At 64.4% G+C, this 18,363-nt stretch carries 19 protein-coding genes; 6 read left to right on the forward strand and 13 right to left on the reverse strand.

What is annotated here, in order from left to right; all coding sequences use genetic code 11:
- The first annotated feature begins 90 nt into the window (after window positions 1-90).
- From motA to OCK02_RS13130, 6 genes are all read left to right on the forward strand, one after another.
- Entirely contained in the window at window positions 91-969 is an 879-nt protein-coding gene (gene motA, locus OCK02_RS13105) for a flagellar motor stator protein MotA (protein ID WP_230807245.1), read from the forward strand.
- A gap of 15 nt (window positions 970-984) precedes the next feature.
- The gene (locus tag OCK02_RS13110; protein ID WP_263813447.1) at window positions 985-1,920 is read left to right on the forward strand and encodes a FliM/FliN family flagellar motor switch protein; all 936 of its coding nucleotides are present in this window, start codon (window positions 985-987) and stop codon (window positions 1,918-1,920) included.
- A gap of 52 nt (window positions 1,921-1,972) precedes the next feature.
- Window positions 1,973-2,581, forward strand: a complete 609-nt coding sequence (gene fliN, locus OCK02_RS13115; RefSeq protein ID WP_263813448.1) for a flagellar motor switch protein FliN — start codon at window positions 1,973-1,975, stop codon at window positions 2,579-2,581.
- Between the two features lie 38 nt (window positions 2,582-2,619).
- Complete coding sequence (gene fliG / locus OCK02_RS13120; protein WP_230807248.1) at window positions 2,620-3,654, forward strand: flagellar motor switch protein FliG; 1,035 nt, start codon at window positions 2,620-2,622, stop codon at window positions 3,652-3,654.
- Between the two features lie 151 nt (window positions 3,655-3,805).
- Entirely contained in the window at window positions 3,806-4,882 is a 1,077-nt protein-coding gene (gene flhB, locus OCK02_RS13125) for a flagellar biosynthesis protein FlhB (RefSeq protein ID WP_263813449.1), read from the forward strand.
- A gap of 10 nt (window positions 4,883-4,892) precedes the next feature.
- Window positions 4,893-5,336, forward strand: a complete 444-nt coding sequence (locus tag OCK02_RS13130) for a hypothetical protein (protein ID WP_230807250.1) — start codon at window positions 4,893-4,895, stop codon at window positions 5,334-5,336.
- A 63-nt stretch (window positions 5,337-5,399) separates the two neighbouring features.
- Here OCK02_RS13130 and visR read toward each other — a convergent pair whose 3' ends face one another.
- The 13 genes from visR to OCK02_RS13195 all read right to left on the reverse strand — a co-directional run bounded on the left by visR (window position 5,400) and on the right by OCK02_RS13195 (window position 18,269).
- Window positions 5,400-6,137, reverse strand: coding sequence for a transcriptional regulator VisR (visR, locus tag OCK02_RS13135; protein ID WP_263813450.1), 738 nt, complete (start codon window positions 6,135-6,137; stop codon window positions 5,400-5,402).
- A gap of 10 nt (window positions 6,138-6,147) precedes the next feature.
- Window positions 6,148-6,888 (reverse strand): transcriptional regulator VisN, encoded by a 741-nt coding sequence (visN, locus tag OCK02_RS13140; protein ID WP_412178825.1) that lies wholly within the window; start codon window positions 6,886-6,888, stop codon window positions 6,148-6,150.
- A gap of 816 nt (window positions 6,889-7,704) precedes the next feature.
- The gene (fliF, locus tag OCK02_RS13145) at window positions 7,705-9,387 is read right to left on the reverse strand and encodes a flagellar basal-body MS-ring/collar protein FliF (RefSeq protein ID WP_230807253.1); all 1,683 of its coding nucleotides are present in this window, start codon (window positions 9,385-9,387) and stop codon (window positions 7,705-7,707) included.
- Between the two features lie 348 nt (window positions 9,388-9,735).
- A complete protein-coding gene (locus tag OCK02_RS13150) occupies window positions 9,736-10,128 on the reverse strand; it encodes a hypothetical protein (RefSeq protein ID WP_230807254.1) in 393 nt (130 codons plus the stop codon).
- A gap of 85 nt (window positions 10,129-10,213) precedes the next feature.
- Window positions 10,214-10,768: a chemoreceptor glutamine deamidase CheD gene (gene cheD / locus OCK02_RS13155; RefSeq protein WP_230807255.1), complete on the reverse strand. Its 555-nt coding sequence runs from the start codon at window positions 10,766-10,768 to the stop codon at window positions 10,214-10,216.
- Window positions 10,765-11,154: a response regulator gene (locus tag OCK02_RS13160; protein ID WP_112596299.1), complete on the reverse strand. Its 390-nt coding sequence runs from the start codon at window positions 11,152-11,154 to the stop codon at window positions 10,765-10,767. Before OCK02_RS13160 ends, cheD begins: the two co-directional genes overlap by 4 nt.
- Window positions 11,154-12,212, reverse strand: a complete 1,059-nt coding sequence (gene cheB, locus OCK02_RS13165; RefSeq protein ID WP_230807256.1) for a protein-glutamate O-methylesterase CheB — start codon at window positions 12,210-12,212, stop codon at window positions 11,154-11,156. The genes OCK02_RS13160 and cheB overlap by 1 nt, the downstream gene beginning before the upstream one ends.
- Window positions 12,209-13,108 carry a protein-glutamate O-methyltransferase gene (gene cheR / locus OCK02_RS13170; RefSeq protein WP_230807257.1) on the reverse strand — a complete coding sequence of 300 codons (900 nt, stop codon included), beginning with the start codon at window positions 13,106-13,108 and terminating at the stop codon, window positions 12,209-12,211. The genes cheB and cheR overlap by 4 nt, the downstream gene beginning before the upstream one ends.
- Window positions 13,105-13,569 (reverse strand): chemotaxis protein CheW, encoded by a 465-nt coding sequence (locus OCK02_RS13175; protein ID WP_230807258.1) that lies wholly within the window; start codon window positions 13,567-13,569, stop codon window positions 13,105-13,107. The genes cheR and OCK02_RS13175 overlap by 4 nt, the downstream gene beginning before the upstream one ends.
- Before the next feature lie 4 nt (window positions 13,570-13,573).
- Window positions 13,574-15,874, reverse strand: a complete 2,301-nt coding sequence (locus OCK02_RS13180; RefSeq protein WP_263813451.1) for a chemotaxis protein CheA — start codon at window positions 15,872-15,874, stop codon at window positions 13,574-13,576.
- Window positions 15,875-15,890: 16 nt separating this feature from the next.
- The gene (gene cheY1, locus OCK02_RS13185) at window positions 15,891-16,256 is read right to left on the reverse strand and encodes a chemotaxis response regulator CheY1 (RefSeq protein WP_056316210.1); all 366 of its coding nucleotides are present in this window, start codon (window positions 16,254-16,256) and stop codon (window positions 15,891-15,893) included.
- A complete protein-coding gene (locus OCK02_RS13190; protein WP_183807543.1) occupies window positions 16,253-16,552 on the reverse strand; it encodes an STAS domain-containing protein in 300 nt (99 codons plus the stop codon). Before OCK02_RS13190 ends, cheY1 begins: the two co-directional genes overlap by 4 nt.
- 130 nt (window positions 16,553-16,682) lie before the next feature.
- Window positions 16,683-18,269, reverse strand: a complete 1,587-nt coding sequence (locus tag OCK02_RS13195) for a globin-coupled sensor protein (protein WP_263813452.1) — start codon at window positions 18,267-18,269, stop codon at window positions 16,683-16,685.
- Between the last annotated feature and the right edge of the window lie 94 nt (window positions 18,270-18,363).

Here is an 18,363-nt window from a genome sequence, read left to right on the forward strand (position 1 = left end):
GATCTTAACGAAGTGGAAGGTACAGCCTCACACAAGGCTGGACGCCTATTCAGGTCTCGTCAGAAATATGTCGAGGCGTGTGGGCTAGCAATGAACATCATCATCGGTCTGATCGTAACTTTCGGTTGTGTCCTTGGCGGCTACATGGCCATGGGCGGGCATCTCGAAGTCCTCGCCCAGCCGTTCGAGCTCGTCATCATCGGCGGCGCCGGCATCGGGGGCTTCATCGTGGCGAACACCATGAAGGTCGTGAAGGATACCGGCAAGGCGCTCGGCGAGGCCTTCAAGCACAAGGTTCCCAAGGAGCGGCACTATCTCGATACGCTCGGCGTGCTCTACAGCCTGATGCGGGACCTGCGCACCAAGTCGCGCAACGAGATCGAAGCCCATATCGACAATCCCGACGATTCCTCGATTTTCCAGGCCGCGCCCACGGTGTTGCAGAACAAGGAGCTCACCGCCTTCATCTGCGACTACGTGCGCCTCATCATTATCGGCAACGCCCGCGCCCACGAGATCGAGGCGCTGATGGACGAGGAAATCCAGACCATCACCCACGACAAGATGAAGCCCTACCACGCGCTCAGCACGATGGGTGACGCCTTCCCGGCCATCGGCATCGTGGCGGCCGTGCTCGGCGTCATCAAGGCGATGGGCGCGATCAACGAATCGCCCGAGATCCTTGGTGGTAAGATCGCCGCCGCCCTCGTCGGCACCCTTCTCGGCGTGTTCCTTTCCTATTCGATCGTGTCGCCGGTCATCGCCAACATCAAGTCGGTGCGCACCAAGCAGAACCGGCTCTACGTCATCGTCAAGCAGACGCTGCTCGCCTACATGAACGGCTCCGTGCCGCAGGTCGCGCTGGAATACGGCCGCAAGACGATCTCCGCCTACGAGCGTCCCTCGATCGACGCGGTCGAGCAGGAAATGATGAACCCCGGCGGCAGCAACGACGCAAGGGCGGCCTAAATGAGCGGGAACAAGATGACAGCCTCAGCAAAGTCGAAACAGGACCCGATCGTTCTCGCCCGCCTCACCGGCCAGCTCGGCGACCGCGAGACCATCTCCAGGCGCTGCGCAGCACTCGGGGAGGTCTTCTCGGAGTTCCTGCCCGACGTCTTCGAAAGCGAACTCGGCTTCGACGTGGCCGTGACCTATGCCGGATACGAGATCGGTCGCTTCGGCCAGCTGGTCTCGGGGCTCGGCGGGGCGATGGCGCTGTCGGACTGCTCCCTTCGCAACTGGAGCGACCACTACGCCGTTATCTGCGACAGCCCCTTCATCATCACCCTGATCGAGAACATGCTGGGCGCGTCCCGCGATTCGATCGAGGAGCCGGAACCCCGCACGCTGTCGCCGATCGAGCTCGACATCGCCGCCATGGTGTTCGACAGGATCAGCGGCGTGCTCAAGACCGCCATAGGTGACCACAACGGCTACGAGCCGATCATCGGCCCCGCCTACAACGTCGAAGGCCGGAAGGCGCCGGCCGACGGCTCGGAGGAGACCTTTGCCGCCACGGTGAAGATGTCCGTCGGGATCGGCCCGGTGCTTTCGAGCTTCTTCGTGGTCGTTCCGCAAAGGGCGCTGCTGAAATCGACGATCGCCCCGCCGCGGGCGGCCAATTCGGCAAGGACGCGCAAGGAGTGGAGCGAGCAGCTGAGCGAGCAGGTCCGCCGCTCGAAGGTCACCCTCCAGGCGCGCATCAAGCTCGAGAGCCAGACGCTCGACACGATCAGCCGTCTGCAGGCGGGCGACATCATTCCCTTCCACGATGCCGCCGACGTCCGCGTCGACGTCAGCGCAAACGGAAACAAGCTCTACGTCTGCGAGTTCGGGCGTTCGGGCGCGCGCTACACGGTTCGGGTGAAGGACACCTACGGCTCGGAAGACGAGCTGCTGCAGCACATCGTCGGATAGGATCAGGCCCGGCAGCACGCCTCGGGCAAGTTTCAAATGGAATAGTGATCACATGGCACCGAAAAAAGCACCTCTTGCAGACGATCTCGCCTCGCCCGTCACCGCAAACGACGCCGAGCTCGAACAGGCAATCGACGATCTCCGCGGCGTCCTGCAGCAGGATGCGTCAAGCGCTCCCGCCACGGACTTCGGCATGGACTTCCCCGCCGGCGACAGCGGCGACGCCCTTGCGGCATTCGGCGGAGACTTCGGCTCCGATACGGCCGGAGCAGGCTTCGGCGGAGACTTCGGCAGCACCGACACGACAGCCTTCGGCGATGCCGGGTTCGGCAGCGCCGACCTTGGCGGAGAGGACTTCGGCGGCACCGGCCTTGGCGAGATGCCTGCGCGTCCGGGAAGCGCCATGGAGGCCAATCTCGGCCTCATCATGGACATCCCGATCGACCTGCAGATCGTCCTTGGAACCTCGCAGATGCTGGTCTCCGGACTGATGGGCCTGACGGAGGGCGCCACGATCGCGCTCGACCGGCGCATCGGCGAGCCGGTCGACGTGATGGTCAACGGCCGAGTGATCGGCCGCGGCGAAATTACCGTGCTCGAGAACGACGACACCCGTTTCGGGGTCAAGCTCATCGAGGTCAAGAGCACATCCCACAACTGAAATGAGCTGATACCGGTGAAAGGTTTCAGGAGGCATCCATGATGGATTTCGACAATTTCGGCAGCACTGCAGTCGGTGCGCCGCTCAAGCCCGTCGACAAGGCAGCCGCCGTTCTTCTGGCGATGGGCAAGCCGGTGGCCGGCAAGCTCCTGAAGTTCTTCACCCAGGGCGAGCTGCAGGGTATCATCGCCGCGGCGCAGAACCTTCGCCCCATTCCCCCCCAGGAACTGCTCGAACTCGTCAACGAGTTCGAGGACCTCTTCACCGAGGGCGCGGGCCTGATGGACAACGCGAAGATGATGGAAGGGATCCTCGAAGAGGGGCTGACGCCGGACGAGGTGGACGGCCTGCTCGGCCGCCGCACCGCCTTCCAGGCCTACGAGACCACCATCTGGGATCGCCTGCAGGATGCGGACGCGATCTTCATCAGCCAGTTCCTGCTGAAGGAACATCCGCAGACCATCTCCTACATCCTGTCGATGATGCCTTCGGCCTTCGGCGCCAAGGTCCTGCTCGAGGTACCGGAAGAGCGCCGCGCCGACATCATCAACCGTACCGTCAACCTGAAGGACGTCAGCCCGAAGGCGGCCGCGATCATCGAGGGACGCGTACGGGAGATGATGGACGCCTTCGAGGCGGAACGGAACTCGCCCGGCTCGAACAAGGTCGCCGAGATGATGAACGAGATGGAGAAGAATCAGGTCGACGAGCTGCTGGCCTCGCTGGAGACAATCAGCACCGCCTCCGTCCGGAAGGTCCGACCGAAGATCTTCCTGTTCGAGGACCTGCTCATCATGCCGCAGAAGAGCCGTGTGTCGCTGTTCAACGACGTTGCCGGCGACATCATCACCGCTGCGCTCCGCGGAACGTCGATGGACCTGCGCGAGGCCGTGCTGTCGTCGATCGGCGCGCGCCAGCGTCGCATGATCGAATCGGATCTCGCAGCCGGCGACGTGGGCAATCCGCGCGAGGTCGCGATCGCCAGGCGCTCGATCACCCAGGAGGCGATCAGGCTGGCGGCCGCCGGACAGATTCAGTTGAAAGAGAAGGACGAGGCCGCGGCCGCCGCCTGAGCCGGCTTGACTCGCCCCTTTCAAAGACCGACCGTTCCGGGGACCCGAATCTGAAAAGGCTCGGGTCTCTTTTTATGTGTCGGTAGAGCGGGCCACGGGTTGACGGGCCTGCCGCCCCTTGCCGCAGAGCGCATTCCGGAAGGACCTTTCCATGGCCGACGACGAGGACAAGGAAAGCAAAACAGAAGCCCCGTCAGAGAAAAAGATCCGCGACGCTGCGGAGAAGGGCAACACGCCGTTCGCGCGCGAGGTCCCGGTCTTCGCTTCCACCGTGGCGATCTATCTCTTTCTCGTGTTCTTTTTGCCCGGCGGTTTCCTGCGCGTCGCCGAGACGCTGCGCGACCTGTTCGGGCAGCCGGATGCCTGGGATCTGGAGAACAGCGGCGACGTCGTCGCCCTCTTCCGCCACCTCGGCTGGGAGGCCGGCGTGCTGCTGATGCCGGCGCTTCTGATGATGATGCTGTTCGGGCTGGCCGCATCGATCCTGCAGAACATGCCGAGCCCGGTTCTGGAGCGCGTGCGCCCGCAGATGTCGCGCCTGTCGCCGATCAAGGGATTTACCCGGATCTTCGGCAAGCCCGGGCTCGTGGAATTCGGCAAGTCGCTGATCAAGGTCGGCGCCGTATCCGTGGTCGTCGTCCTGGTCCTGTGGGACGACTATTTCGCGACGCTGGACGCGATGTTCTCCGATCCGGCGGTGATCTTCCAAACCCTCGCGAAGGAAGCGAACACGATCATGGTGATCATCCTGTTCGCAACCGCCGTGATCGCCGCGATCGACTTCGCCTGGACGCGCCATCACTGGTATTCCGAACTGCGGATGACCAAGCAGGAGGTCAAGGAGGAACACAAGCAGGCGCAGGGCGATCCGATCGTCAAGAGCCGCCTCCGCTCCATCCAGCGCGACCGCGCCCGCAAGCGGATGATCGCCGCCGTTCCCCGCGCCACGCTCGTCATCGCCAACCCGACACACTTTGCCGTGGCGCTGCGCTACGTCCGCGAGGAACAGGACGCCCCGATCGTCGTCGCCAAGGGCCAGGACCTGGTCGCGCTCAGGATTCGCGAGCTTGCGGAGGAGAACGGCATCCCCGTCTTCGAGGATCCGCCGCTCGCGCGCTCCATGTTTGCGCAAGTCTCGGTGGATAGTGTCATTCCACCGGTGTTCTACAAGGCAGTGGCGGAACTGATTCACCGGGTCTACGCAGCTTCGCCCCAGATGAGACGGTAAAAGAGATCCGATGAGAAAAAGCTCCTATTCTGCCCAGCGCGAGAGGATCGTGGCCGAAGCGATCGGCCCGGTTGCATCGGAATTGCGGCTGCTTGACGCGGCCGACCTGGTATCCCTGCTGCGGTTCGAGTGCTACGGAAACCTGTCCGACCTGGTTTCATCTGCAGCCGAGCTGTATTTCCTCCCCGGCACCGTGGTTTTCGGCGCCGGTGGCGACTACAAGCTCGACTGGGGCGGCGAGCCAGAGGTGACGCTCGATCTGGAACTGCGTCCGCGCGGGTGCACCGTCTATGCGCGGCTCCAGCTCGGTAACGAACGCGCCGGCATCGAGGTGACCCACGTCGCCTTCGAGGACCCCGCGGTCGATCCGGACGACAACACCGACCTGCTCGCGGCGAGCCTGCGGGATGCGCAGTTCAGGCGCTCGGCCTCATTGCAGCTGCAGGCTCACTAAACGACCATAGCCGACGTCACGGGACATCGCGATCCTTCGGAATCGCGTGCCGTCGTCGCGCTTTTAGCGGATATAGCCCAGGCGTATCGCCTTCGCGATCGCCTGGACGCGGTTGACCGCATCCAGCTTGGTCGTCGCCGTGCCCAGATAGGCATTGACCGTATGCACCGAAAGCCCGAGCTTTTCGGCGATGGATTCGCTGATGCAGCCGTCGCCCGCCATCTGCAGGCAGGCGATCTCGCGGTCGTTGAGCGCTTCGGCCGGCTGCATACGCTTTTCGTCCGCCGCCTGCAGGTCGACCATGATCTGGCCGGCGCGCATGTGCATGTCGAGCACGAGGTCGGTGTCGATCCTGAGGAAATCGCCGGTCAGGACGACGAAGCCGTTGCCGCTCGATCCCAGCCGGACGGGAAAGGCGATGCCGGCATGGGGCAGCTGGCTTGCCGGAAAGCGCAGGGCGAAGGAGGCGAGCTCGTCGGCGATGAAGCTGTTCGCGTCAGCGCCTTCCCAGACGACGGGCAGCATCGAGGTTTCCAGGTGCGCCATGAGTGCTTCGCCATGGGTCTCCACCAGGGCGCGCGCCGTCGCCTCCGCCGTCCAGTTGCTGAGCGTGCAGGCGAGGCGGCGCGTCGACGGCAATCCCTGGCCGAGGATGCGGAACACGGCAAAGTTCTTCGCGCCGGCGACCTTCTGCATCTGCTGGAGTGTCGCCACCACATCCGTCGTGCGCTTGGGCCGGGACAGCTTCGAGATCCGGATCTCGGGCCCCTCGTCCTTCGGCTGGGAGAACGGATGTTCCATCGCTTTCACCTCAGACGAGATTGTTTCGCACGGCCCAGGCGATCGCCTCGGAACGGGTCTTGGTCGCCGTCTTGCGCATGACGCTGGTGATGTAGTTGTTGATCGTGTTGCGGGATATGCCGAGGATCACGGCGATATCCTCGCTGGTCTTGCCCTCGGCGATCCAGTAGAGGCACTCGACCTCGCGATCCGTCAATTCGGATTCGCGGTCCTGGCGGCCTGTCGGCTTGCAGCAGACGCTCGCGAGATAGCCGGTCAGCAGGCCCACGTCCCGCAGGTTGCTCTGCGACAGGATGTAGTGCTCCGGGAAGAGCAGCATCAGCGTCATGCGCACGCGCCCGACGTTGAAGGTGATGGTGCAATATTCCCGGCTGACCCCGGACGGCGCCGCGACGTCGTCGCAGAACCGCGAGAACACCGGCTGCATCAGGCAGCTGGACCGGTCGAGATCGCTCATGCGGCCGTTCGTGCTGCCGAGTACAGCGGCCAGGCTGCGGACCATGTCGAACGGCCAGTCGGACGCGACGACGAAGCCGATGTCGGCGCTGAAGGACATGTCGTGGCGGACAAGAAGATAGTGGGACGCGCTGACATACCGGGTCAGCGCTTTCAACCCTGCCGTGAGTCCGGCGCGGTCCGCACAGCGCCCCAACTGGTGGGCCAGCTGCTCACGCGCGCTCTTTCGTTCACATGCCACCGCAGAGAATCCATAGGATTCCCGGAGCGATACATCCGCTCTCATCGTTTCCATAATAGCCCCCGTTGCCAAACTCGGCAGGGTCATCCCGTTCCCCCTCGCACCAGCGCCGGAACTCGGCACCGCTTGCGATCAAGCCGCATGGACGGGATTCACCAAACGAATCAGTAACTAAAGTCTACAACGGCGCGAATCAAATGCCACGGGGCCCAACTGGGGATTTACATTCGCATGTTTTCATGAATCGATTCGCGCCGCCGCAGCGGCCGCCGACCCCGTCCCTGGGCCGACAGAATTAAACTTTTGTTAATCATCACATTTTTTCACTGACGCCAAATGCAACCGTGAGACGATGACAGATTTACGACGGTCGGCAGGATTGAATTCAGGGGTGCAAACGGGCTTTCAACACCAAACAAAATTTTCGTGATCGCCCCGGCAGAGTCAGGTTTGTTGCCTGACGTAGCGGAAGGGCGCCCCGCAGGCCGCCAATATCGTCGCTTTTGAGTCACACTCCTGCGCGAAACGTCGCCCGCCCGGAGCCCGGCGCTGCCGAGGATTGGCGTTCCATCGAGGCCGGAGGAGCCGATAGGGCCGTTCGGGGACGAGCCAGGTCATGCCATCGAACGTCGCGGGAAGATCGGCCACAGGCCGGATCGACGATCCAGGGTCTACGGCCTGCGCTGCGGGACGCCTGCAGGATGCGGTGGCACCCAAGAGGTCACTGACAGCGGCGCTGTCCATGGCGCCCTCTCCACGTTACCGCGGGACCGGATCGCCTCCGCATGCGCATTGAGTTCGCGTGCCGACACCACAGACGCAGAAATCCCGCCTCGAGGGCGGGATTTCGCATTGCTTCTTCCGGTCCGGTCAGGCCGCCTGGTCTTCGGCCCATTTGCGCAGGATCTTCGCGGCGCGCTCCTCGCTGATCTCCACCATGCGGGACAGACGACGCTCGGGGCCTTCCTTGACGCGGCGGTTGAACACACCCTCGTCGTCGCCGGCGCTGAGGAGATCGTCGGTGCTGTCGAAGCCGAAGTCGGAGCCGAAGCCGTCCATCAGCGCGCCGGGACCTGCGCCGACGCCCACGCCCGGAGAGAAGTCGGGCAGCTCGAGGCCGGCTGCTTCGCTTTCCAGGGCCGTTGCACCGGCGCCACCGGAGACGGAGCGGACGACCGGGCGGAAGCCGAACCAGACCACCAGGAAGGCGACCGCGACGAAGGCGAGTGCGTTGATGATGGTGGAGAGGTTGCGCGTCAGCGTCTCCATCACTCCGGGGCCAGGTACGCCCTCGTCCAGCAGGACGTTGTCGAGGAAGTTCATGGCGGTCAGGGTGACGACGTCGCCGCGTTCGCTGTTCAGGCCCGCAGCGGACGACACGATCTTCTGCATCTCGGCGAGGAAGGCATCGATCTTCGCCTGGTCGGCGGGTTCGCCGACGAGCGATGCGAGCCTGCCCTGGTTGACGACCACGGCGACCGACAGGCGCTCGATCTGGTAGCTGTTGCGAACCGTCGCGATCGTCTTGCTGTTGATCTCGTAGTTGGTCTGCTCTTCCTTCTTGTCGGCCTGGTCGCTCGACTGCGGGCCGGTGCCGGCCTCGGGCCCGCCCTGCGGGATGTTCTGCTCGACCGTTGCCGGGCGCTGCAGTTCGCTCTGGCTGGACTGCTGACTTTCCTTGGTGACGCGGACCGACCGCTCGACGCGGGATTCCGGATCGAAGACCGTTTCCTGCGTCTGCTGGGAATCGGTGTTCAGCGCCGCCATGACGCTCGCGCGGAAGTTGTCCATGCCGAGGAACGGCGCCAGCGCCTTCTCGATGTTGCGCTCCACGTCCTCCTGGACCGACTGGACGATGTTGAGCGAACGGCTCAGCGTGTTGCCGTCCGAATCGTCGCCGGAGGCCAGCAACTGGCCGGCGGAATCGAGGATCGTCACGTGCTCGGCTTCCAGCCCCGGGACGGAGGCGGCGACGAGCTGGCGGATGGAGGCGGCGGCCTTGCGGCCTGCGGCGCTGCCGGCGCGGATCATCACCGACGCCGTCGGCGGCTGCTCCGCCCGGCGGAAGTTCCCGCGGTCCGGCATGACGATGTGGACGCGTGCGGCGGCGATGCCGTTGATCTGCTGGATCGTGCGGGCGATCTCGCCTTCCAGGGCGCGAACGCGGGTGACCTCCTGCATGAAGGAGGTCAGGCCGAGGGAGCCGACATTGTCGAAGAGTTCGTAGCCCGAATTGGAGCTGCTCGGCAGGCCGCGCTCGGCGAGATAGAGCCGCGCCTTTCCTGTCTGGCCGACCGGAACCTGCAGGCTCGCGCCGTCGCTTCCCGTCTGGAAGTCGATGTTCGCCTCGGCAAGAGCGACGCTGATCTGGTTCATGTCGGTGCTTTCCAGACCGACATAGAGCGTCTCGTAAGAGGGCTTGTTGACAAAGAGGGCGGCGGCAAGCACCAGGCCGAGCGTCACGACCCCGGCCCCGGCCAGAAGCGCCAGCTTCGGTTGCCCGAGCGACGCCAAGTTCTTGCCCATACTCTTAAGCTGTTCCAACAGATTCATTCTGTTCCCGCACCAACTTTGCCGGATCCGCCTCAGGCCAAAGAATGGCAGATCCGCTCAGTTTAAATTGCCCACCCCCGGAAAGGCGCCGCTGCCAACGGTGCCCCCATGCCCAGGACTACGCAGGCCTAATCGACCCGGAGGCAAAACTAGACGGTGAAACTTGCGCGAGCGTTTCGCTGGAATGCGGTGCAGCACGGCGCCACGAAGAGAGGTTCCACGGGCATTGCAGCTAAAAATTAAAATTTAAATTCAATATGATAGAGGCCTCCGATTCCAGAATTGGACCGATTGCCCGCGTTCATGGACGCCTTGCGTCGGCCCAAGGCGCCACGGCGACTTCGCGAATCAGAAGGCCTCGAAATCGCCCGATGCCTTGGACAGCGGCTGGGCGCCGAAGGTCCGCACGGTACCATTGCCGAGCGCCGTCTTCATGTCGCTCAGCTTCACGAGGTTCAGCGCCGTCGTCACGTCCACGGCCCAGGCTTCCGGCATGTCGGCGGTGACCTGGCCGAGAAAATCCGCAAGGCCGCGGGCCTTCTGCACGGCGAGATCGATGCCCTGCAGGACCATCATGCGCTGCGCGGTGTTCTCGCCCGCCTCCGGGTGAAGCTCGGCGAGCTGCGGTTCGATGCGTTCGATCAGATAGGCGACATCGTGCAGTTCCGAGACGACACGCATCAGGACGGCGGGTACGGATTCCTCCATGTCGGTCACGTCGTTCATGTAGTCGGCTTTCATGGTATCTCCGTTTCCACCGTCGCGCCGCCCGTCCACAGACCTGCGCATGCGGCCATATCCCTCATGCCCCGAGGCCGCATCCGGCTCAGAAGAATTCGATCGAGCTTTCCGCAGGCTTCGGCGGCAGTATCGGCCGCTGCTCCAGTGCCACGGTGCGCTGCGCCTCCACGCCGGTCAGGGCATGCTGCCGGGCGCGCCCGGATGTCGGCCAGTATTCGAGCTTGCGCCCGTGCTCGCCGCCGGTGCTCTCTCCGACGATCCTGATGCCTTCGTCGGTCAGGAACTGCCGGGCGAAGCGTGCATTCTGCTCGCCGACATTGGAGAATGTCGCAATCGTCTTTGCCCCGCCGAAGATCTTGGCCTCGAGCCGGTCCCGGCGCGCGCCCTGCTTCAGCAGGCCGTTGATCAGAAGCTCCATCAGATGCACGCCATAGCGCGTGGCGTCGCCACCCGCCGACATGGCCTCCATCGAGCCGGGCAGCAGGAAGTGGTTCATTCCACCGACGCCCACGACCGGATCGCGCAAGCACGCGGCGACGCAGGATCCGAGAATCGTCGTCAACACGACGTCCGGATCGCTCATCACCTTGTACTCGCCCTGTATCAGGTGGACGCGGCGCGTCCCTGCCTCCGTGATCATTTCAAGGCCCCGAATACGGCCTCGATCGCCGCTTTCATCTTGTCGATGGTGAAGGGCTTGGCGAGCACGTTGTTGGCCCCGAGGGCCGCCGCCTTCTGCACCAGCGCGCGGTCGCCCTGGGCCGTCAGGATGATGAAGGCCGCCTTCTTCGTCGCCGGATTGGCGCGAACGTGCTGAAGGAAGACCAGCCCATCCATCTTGGGCATGTTGAAGTCGGAAATCACGAGGTGATGGGGCTGCTGGGTCATGATCTTCAGACCCTGCTCCCCATCGCCGGCCGCAGTGATCTGCTTGAAGCCGAGCTGTTGCAGCGCGTCTCCCAACAGCAATCGGCTGGTCACCTGATCGTCGACGATGAGTACTTTGATTTTTTCAGCGATAGACATTAGTCGCTCCCTTCTTTGCGGGCCGCAGTAAGCTTCAGGATTTCCTCCCCGATGGATGCAAGCGGAAGCTGATGTTCCACCGCCCCAAGTTCGTAGGCCACACGCGGCATCCCGTATACGATGCAAGTCTTTTCGTTCTGGCCGATCGTGCGGGCACCGGCGTGGCGCATTTTCAGTAATCCGGCCGCTCCGTCCCGCCCCATCCCGGTGAGGATGACGCCGACGGCATTGCGGCCGGCAAGCTCGGCCACCGAATCGAACAGCACGTCGACCGAGGGCCGATGGCCGTTGACCGGGTCACGGTCCAGCAGGCGGCAGCTCGGCGCCGACGTGCTGGTGACCTGCAGGTGGCGATCGCCGCCCGGGGCCAGGTAAATCTTGCCGATCTCGAGCCTCGCCCCGTCCGTCGCCTCCTCCACGCGCGGCGCGCAGATGCGGTTGAGGCGTTCGGCGAAGCTCTTGGTGAAGCTCGACGGCATGTGCTGGGTGATCACGGTCGGCGGACAATTGACCGGAAACTTCTGGAGGACGGTGATCAGCGCCTCAACGCCGCCGGTCGAGGCACCGATCGCGACGATCTTACGCCCGTTGCGGTAGGTCTCGGCAGCGTTGGCATTGGCCGGAGGCTGCACCGGCACGACCGGCTCGGAGCGGATGTCTCGGCGCTGCGAACGGGCAGCCGCCTTGACCTTCTCGGCCAGGTCGCCGAAGGGACGGGCGTCGCCCGGCTGGGGCTTGCCGACGCAATCGAAGGCGCCGATCTCGAGTGCCGCGAGCGTCGCCTCGGCACCGCGATGGGTCAGCGTGGACACCATGATCACCGGCATCGGGCGAAGCCGCATGATCTTGTCGAGAAACTCCAGCCCGTTCATGTTCGGCATCTCGATGTCGAGCGTGACGACGTCCGGATTGAGCTGCTTGATGGCGTTGCGGGCCTCCATCGCGTCGCTGGCCTGGCCGATGACATCGACATCGGGATCGGCGCGGAGCACGGCCGTGATCAGGCCGCGCATGGTCGGCGAATCGTCGACAACGAGAACGCGAGCTGGTGCTGTCATGCGCGTCTTCCCCTCCCGGTGTAGCGATAGGTGGTGATGCCGATATTGTCGAACAGCGCCTTGGATTCGCCCGACACCCGCTCGGAGTGGCCGATATAGAGATGGCCGCCTTCGGCCAGCATGCCGGTGAAGCGCGTCCAGATCTTCATCTGCGTCGGCTCGTCGAAATAGATGACGACGTTGCGGCAGAAGATGACGTCGAAGGGGCCCTTGAACGGCCACTGGGCCATCAGGTTCAGCTCGTTGTAGGTGATCAGCTTCTTGACGCGGTCGTCGATCTGCCACTTGCGACGGCCGTCGATGTCCACCTCGCGGAAATACTGCTTGCGCATCGCCGGGCTGACCGTTTCCAGGGCGGTCGCGTCATAGGCGCCCGCGCGGGCGAGCGCCAGAATCTTCGGATCGATGTCGGTGGCCAGAATGCGGATATCGTAATCCGACGCATTCGGCAGCATCGACAGGAGCGTGAGCGCGATCGAATAGGGCTCCTGGCCATCGGAGGAGGCAGCGGACCAGATGCGGACGCGGCCGCCTGCCTTGGCGCGGGCGATCAGCTCCGGCAGGACCTCGTGCTTCATGTGCTCGAAGTGATGGTTCTCTCGGAAGAAGCGCGTGAAGTTCGTCGTCAGATGCGACAGCATCTCCCGGCGGGCCGGCGCGCCTTCGGGCGAGGAGACGAGGGCGCAGTACTCGCGAAATCCCTTCAGGCCGAGATTGCGGATGTGCTTGGACAGCCGCGAATAAACCAGCGAGGCCTTGGACTCGTTCAGATGAATGCCGGCGTCGGCATAGATCATCGCTGCGATCTCGGAGAGGTCGCGGCGGGTCAGCGGATATTCTCCCGTTGCCAGGCATTCGTCCGGTGACAGTCTGGGCTCGAAGGCGGTCGACATCATGCGGCTTCGCTTTCGATATGGGGGAACAGCGCCTCGAGCTCGATCATGCAGATCATCCGGCCCTCGATGGCCAGGATGCCGCGGGCGTAGTTCTTCGTCATCTCGTTGGCGATGTCAGGCGTCGGCTGCACGTTGTCGTCGGTCACGGTCAGGATGTCGGAGACCGCATCGACGAGGAGGCCGACGGCCTTCTGGCCGACCTGCGCCACGATGATGACGTGCCTGACCGTCGGCTCCGCCGGCTTCATGCCGAGGCGCAGGGACATGTCGATGATCGGCAGGACCGCGCCACGCAAGTTGATGACGCCGAGCACGTAGTGCGGCGCATGCGGCATCGGCGTTGCGGGGGTCCATCCACGGATTTCCCGCACCGACATGATGTTCACACAGAATTCCTGATCCCCGATCCGGAAGGCGATGAGCTCCCGGCCCTGCGTCAGTGATTTGGCTGCGTACGTCATTTTATCAACCGGTTGCTGCGAGCGAGATTTCTTGCTTCAGGGACTGGCCGCGCGAGGCGGCGACGACGGCGTCGACGTCGAGGATGAGCGCCACGCGCCCGTCGCCGAGGATCGTCGCCGCGGCGATGCCCGGCACGTGGGTGTAGTTGGCCTCGAGGCTCTTGATGACGACCTGGCGCTGGCCCTGGATCGCATCGACCATCAGCGCCCGCTGCCCGCCGCCTTCGGATTCGACCAGAAGGGCGACGCCGTCGACCGGGTTGGCCTGGGTGGAGCGGAAGTTCAGGATCCGGCCCACATCCACGAGGGGGCAGAAGGAGTTGCGGATCGAGATCAGTCGCTGGCTGGCGCCGAAGGAATGGATCGCCGAAGCTTCCGGCTGCAGCGTCTCGACGATGGCGGTGAGCGGCACGACGAGCGTCTGGCCGGCAACGGTGACCACCATGCCGTCGAGGACGGCGAGCGTCAGCGGCAAGCTCATGGTGAAGACCGAGCCCTGACCGGGCTTCGACGAGATGGTGATGCGGCCGCCGAGCGCCTGGATCGAGCGCTTGACCACGTCCATGCCGACACCGCGGCCGGAAATGTCGGAGATCTTGTCGGCGGTGGAGAAGCCGGCGTGGAAGATCAGGTTGTCGATCTCCTCGTCGGACAGGTTGGCATCGGCGGCAATCAGGTCGTTGTCGATCGCCTTCTGGCGCACCTTCTCGCGATTGATGCCGCCGCCGTCGTCGGCAAGCTCGATGACGATGCGGCCGGAGCGATGCTTCGCCGTCAGCCGGACCGTGCCTTCCGGATTCTTGCCGGCGGCCTCGCGCTTCTCCGGCGATTCCAGGCCGTGGTCGACGGCGTTGCGGATCATGTGGGTCAGCGGCTCGGCCAGCTTGTCGATGACCGTCTTGTCGACTTCGGTGTTCTCGCCCTCGGTGACGAGGCGGACCGACTTGCCGGTGACGTCGGCGATTTCGCGGACGATGCGCGACATGCGCTGGAACACGGGCTTTACCGGCTGCGCGCGGATCGCCATGACCGAGTCCTGGATCTCGCGGGTTAGCTGCTGCAGCTCCTCGAGGCCCATGTTGATCGAGGAGACGCCGTTGTTGTCGTTCTCGATGACGCTCTGGGAGAGCATCGCCTGGTTGATGACAAGCTCGCCCACGAGGTTGATCAGGCGGTCGACGCGATCGAGATCGACGCGGATGGTCGGCGCGGCGGCAGCAGCCTGTGCAGCCGAAGCCGCGGCTGCGGCAGGTGCTGTGGCGGCCTGCTGTGCGGCCGGGGCGGACCGGGTCTCAGTCTTGGGCGCTTCAGCGCGGGCGGCTGCGGCCATCGGCACGACGTTGTTTTCAGTGGCGGCAACCGGCTCCTTTTCCGCGGGCTCGTCGGCCTCGGCGGTTGCGCCGGCGTCGCCGTCGTCAAGGATCGAGAGGTCGAACGGGACCGGCTGCATCGGCAGTTCGTCGTCGCCCGCATCCGCTTCCATGTCTTCCTCGACGGTGCGGACCTCGAGGTCGCAATCCCATTCGGCGAATTCGAAGACGGAGCGGACGGCATCCTCGCCCTTATCCGTGACGAGGGAGATCTTCCACGAGAAATAGGCTTCCTCGGGGTTCATGTCCTCAAGCAGCGGCAGGCTGTCCATATCACAGCGGATGCTCATCTCGCCGATGCGGGAGAGATCGCGCAGCAACAGCGCGGCCTCGTTGCCCTTGGAATAGAGTTCGCGCTTGGGATGGAACAGGATTTCGCAGGTGGGCGCAAAGGGCGCGACCGGCTTCTCCTCGTCGCCGAAATCGTCGAAGGAGAACGGGATCGGCTGAAAGCCTTCGTCGTTGACGGCCGGAGCAGCGGCAGGTGCGGGTGCTGCCGCCTGTGGCGCCGGAGCCGGCTTTGACGCAGGCGCTTCGCTCGCCGCCGGCACCTCGCCGTTGGCGAGCGCCTCGAGTTCGCGGATCAGCTGCTTGCTGCGCGCCTCGTCGACGCTGCCGCCGTCGCGGGCGGCATTCGTCAGGTCGGCCAGGACGTCGGCCGACTTGAGCATCACCTTCAGGACGTCCTGGTTCGGCTCGAGCTTGTTGGATCGAACGCAATCAAGCGTGGTCTCGAAGACGTGGGCGAAGGACACCAGATCGTCGAGGCCGAAGGCGCCGGCCCCGCCCTTGATCGAGTGCACCGCACGGAAGACCGCGTTGACGGTTTCCGGATCGCGATCGCCATCGTTCAGCTTCAAGAGACCGGATTCCAGTTCGGCGAGCTGCTCCTCGCATTCCTGGAAGAAGATCTCCTTGATTTCGTTCATATCCATCGGGAGGAACCTCGATTTAGGCGGTCACGCGCTCGATTGCATCGATGAGTTTGGTGGGGTCGAACGGCTTGACGATCCAGCCGGTCGCGCCGGCCTGACGGGCCCGGTTCTTTTTCTCGGCATCGCTCTCCGTCGTCAGCACGAGAATGGGGATCGCGCGATACTTCTCGTTGCGGCGCACGCCCTCGATGAAGCCGAAGCCGTCGAGGCGGGGCATGTTGATGTCGGTGACGATGACGTCGGGATTGGCTTCTTCCAGAACTTCCAGCCCCTCGACGCCGTCCTCGGCCTGGATCGTCTCGAACCCGGCATTGTTCAGTGTCACCAGAAGCATGTTCCGGATCGTCCGTGAATCATCCACGGTAAGCACCTTCTTTTTCATCGCTGAATCTCCTTGGCCAGCAGGTGTTCAATGTTGACGCCGATGAGTTGCATCGTCTTGAGGAACGGCTCCGATGCCTTGGCGAACGTGTAGCTGCGCTTGTCGGCTTCCCAGGTCTTGGCGGCCGCCATGAGGACCTGCGCGCACAGGGCGCCGACGCGCTCGACGGCAGACGCGTCGATCGCCAGGTCGCTGCCCTTGAGCGCCATCAGCTTGTCGCGAAGTGCTGTCGCCTCGTTGAGATCCAGCACGGGTGCCAGGCTCAGGCTTTTCTGAGCGGCCTTCTTGCTCGCCATCACTGCGTTCCTTGTCTGCTTGTGTCAGCGTTGATTGTCCGAAAGGTCGGTTCGGGCGCAAACGAGCCGGCACCTTCGCGCCGGCTGCGTCGCGATGAGAATTCGTGGCAGGGCCGCTCCTGTCGCACCGTCAGCCCCCGTGTCCGACCGCGCGAACCGGCGCCGGGGCCGGCATGGGCGCATAAGAGACCTGCCGGGCCACGTCGGCCTGGCGCGCGGCCGAAGACTGCGGCTGGCGCACATGAAACTGGCGGATCGTCTGTCCGAGCTCGAGGATGACTGCGTGCAGATCGCCACCTGCGCGGTCGACACCTTCGGCCAGTTCTACATCGGCGCGGGCCTGGGCGCCGATGCGGCCGAGATCGCCGCCCAAGGCGTCGAGCCTGCCGACGCTCTCGTCGCTGGCACGCGCGATGCCGGCGATCGCATCGTTGATGCCCGTGACCTGCACGACGATGCTGCCGATCGCATCCTGGGTGCGGTTGACGTGGTCGACGCCGGCCTCGACCTGAGCCTTGGTGCCGCTGACGAGCTGCTTGATCTCGCGGGCCGCATCGGCCGAACGCTGCGCCAGCGCGCGCACTTCCTGCGCGACCACCGCAAAGCCGCGGCCGCTGTCGCCGGCGCGGGCGGCCTCGATGCCGGCGTTCAGCGCCAGCAGGTTGGTCTGGAACGCGATCTCGTCGATGACGCCGATGATCTGGCCGATCTTTTCGGCGGATGCCTCGATGTCGGCCATTGCCGACTTTGCCTCGCCGACGATCCGGCCGCTGTTTTCGGCCGACTGGCGGGTCGACTGCGCGGCCGCCTCGGCCTTGCGCGTCTCGGCAAGGTTCAGCTTCAGGCTGTCGGCGATCCCGGCCAGGGTCGAGGCCGTGTCCGCGAGTTCGCAGGACTGCGCCTTCGAACGCTCGGCAAGACGGCCGGCCTCTGCGGACAGGGTTTGCACCATCGCGCCCGAGGCCTCGCCGCGCTCGAGGGCGGAGCCGAGATGGCGCTCGACCTCTTCCAGCGCGGTATCGAGCGTGCCGGCCAGTGCACGCCAGCCCTCCGGCATCTGCGCCCCGGTCCTGTGGGTGAAGTCGAGATTGGCAAGGCTTCCGATCACCTCGCCGAAGGCGATCTCGAATGCGTCGTGATCGGCCTTGCGCTGATCTCCCAGCGCCCGGTGATGGCTGTGACGAAGCTCATTGAACCGCAGCGAGACGCCGATCTCCGCGTCGACCATGGCGACGCGGACGAAGGCGGTGAGAAGGTCGGACAGTTCCTTGCGGCGAGCGTTCCTCGAACCCGGCAGGATGGACTTCGGCCAGTATTCCTCCAGCAGTCCATCGACGACGTGTTCGAGGACGATGGTGTGGCCGGACAGGCGCCAGCGCGGATCGAGGCCCATCTGGCTTTCGGCGTCGGCCAGAACCTTCACCCGCTCCGCATAGAGACTGTCGAAGCGCGCGTCGGTCAGGACGCTCCAGTGGGAGGCGTGGAGATCATGCAGGCGATCGATGGCGCGTTCGCTGTGGAACTGCCGGGCGGCGTCGGGAAAGGTCTGGAAGCGCTGGAAAAGATCGCGAAGGGCGCCTTCGACATGGCGCTCGAGGGTCTGGCGATGGTCGCGGAGGATGTCGCCGTGGGCAGGCTCCAGGCCAGCAAATCTCAGCCGGTCGCGAAGGCTTGCCGCCTGCCCCGTCTGAGTCTGTTCTGCTGGCGTCTCCTGCACTTCTCAACCCCATGCACAATGCAGTTTCCCGGCCATTGCTGGCCAAGCCGGTGAATTCGTCCATGGGGGAGGCAACGTCCTGCGGTCTCAACGA

Origin of the sequence: Rhizobium sp. TRM96647, from assembly GCF_025780115.1 — a bacterium.
Lineage (GTDB): Bacteria > Pseudomonadota > Alphaproteobacteria > Rhizobiales > Rhizobiaceae > Mycoplana.

Excerpts from the sequence above, each read along its gene's own strand:
- OCK02_RS13130 (WP_230807250.1), top strand. The coding sequence starts at position 4,893 with ATGAGAAAAAGCTCCTATTCTGCCCAGCGCGAGAGGATCGTGGCCGAA.
- visR (WP_263813450.1), bottom strand. The coding sequence starts at position 6,137 with ATGGAACATCCGTTCTCCCAGCCGAAGGACGAGGGGCCCGAGATCCGG.
- visN (WP_412178825.1), bottom strand. The coding sequence starts at position 6,888 with ATGGAAACGATGAGAGCGGATGTATCGCTCCGGGAATCCTATGGATTC.
- fliF (WP_230807253.1), bottom strand. The coding sequence starts at position 9,387 with ATGAATCTGTTGGAACAGCTTAAGAGTATGGGCAAGAACTTGGCGTCG.
- cheD (WP_230807255.1), bottom strand. The coding sequence starts at position 10,768 with ATGATCACGGAGGCAGGGACGCGCCGCGTCCACCTGATACAGGGCGAG.
- cheY1 (WP_056316210.1), bottom strand. The coding sequence starts at position 16,256 with ATGAAAAAGAAGGTGCTTACCGTGGATGATTCACGGACGATCCGGAAC.
- OCK02_RS13175 (WP_230807258.1), bottom strand. The coding sequence starts at position 13,569 with ATGACGTACGCAGCCAAATCACTGACGCAGGGCCGGGAGCTCATCGCC.
- motA (WP_230807245.1), top strand. The coding sequence starts at position 91 with ATGAACATCATCATCGGTCTGATCGTAACTTTCGGTTGTGTCCTTGGC.
- OCK02_RS13160 (WP_112596299.1), bottom strand. The coding sequence starts at position 11,154 with ATGTCTATCGCTGAAAAAATCAAAGTACTCATCGTCGACGATCAGGTG.
- OCK02_RS13150 (WP_230807254.1), bottom strand. The coding sequence starts at position 10,128 with ATGAAAGCCGACTACATGAACGACGTGACCGACATGGAGGAATCCGTA.
- OCK02_RS13180 (WP_263813451.1), bottom strand. The coding sequence starts at position 15,874 with ATGGATATGAACGAAATCAAGGAGATCTTCTTCCAGGAATGCGAGGAG.
- OCK02_RS13110 (WP_263813447.1), top strand. The coding sequence starts at position 985 with ATGACAGCCTCAGCAAAGTCGAAACAGGACCCGATCGTTCTCGCCCGC.
- cheR (WP_230807257.1), bottom strand. The coding sequence starts at position 13,108 with ATGATGTCGACCGCCTTCGAGCCCAGACTGTCACCGGACGAATGCCTG.
- cheB (WP_230807256.1), bottom strand. The coding sequence starts at position 12,212 with ATGACAGCACCAGCTCGCGTTCTCGTTGTCGACGATTCGCCGACCATG.
- flhB (WP_263813449.1), top strand. The coding sequence starts at position 3,806 with ATGGCCGACGACGAGGACAAGGAAAGCAAAACAGAAGCCCCGTCAGAG.
- OCK02_RS13190 (WP_183807543.1), bottom strand. The coding sequence starts at position 16,552 with ATGGCGAGCAAGAAGGCCGCTCAGAAAAGCCTGAGCCTGGCACCCGTG.
- fliG (WP_230807248.1), top strand. The coding sequence starts at position 2,620 with ATGATGGATTTCGACAATTTCGGCAGCACTGCAGTCGGTGCGCCGCTC.
- fliN (WP_263813448.1), top strand. The coding sequence starts at position 1,973 with ATGGCACCGAAAAAAGCACCTCTTGCAGACGATCTCGCCTCGCCCGTC.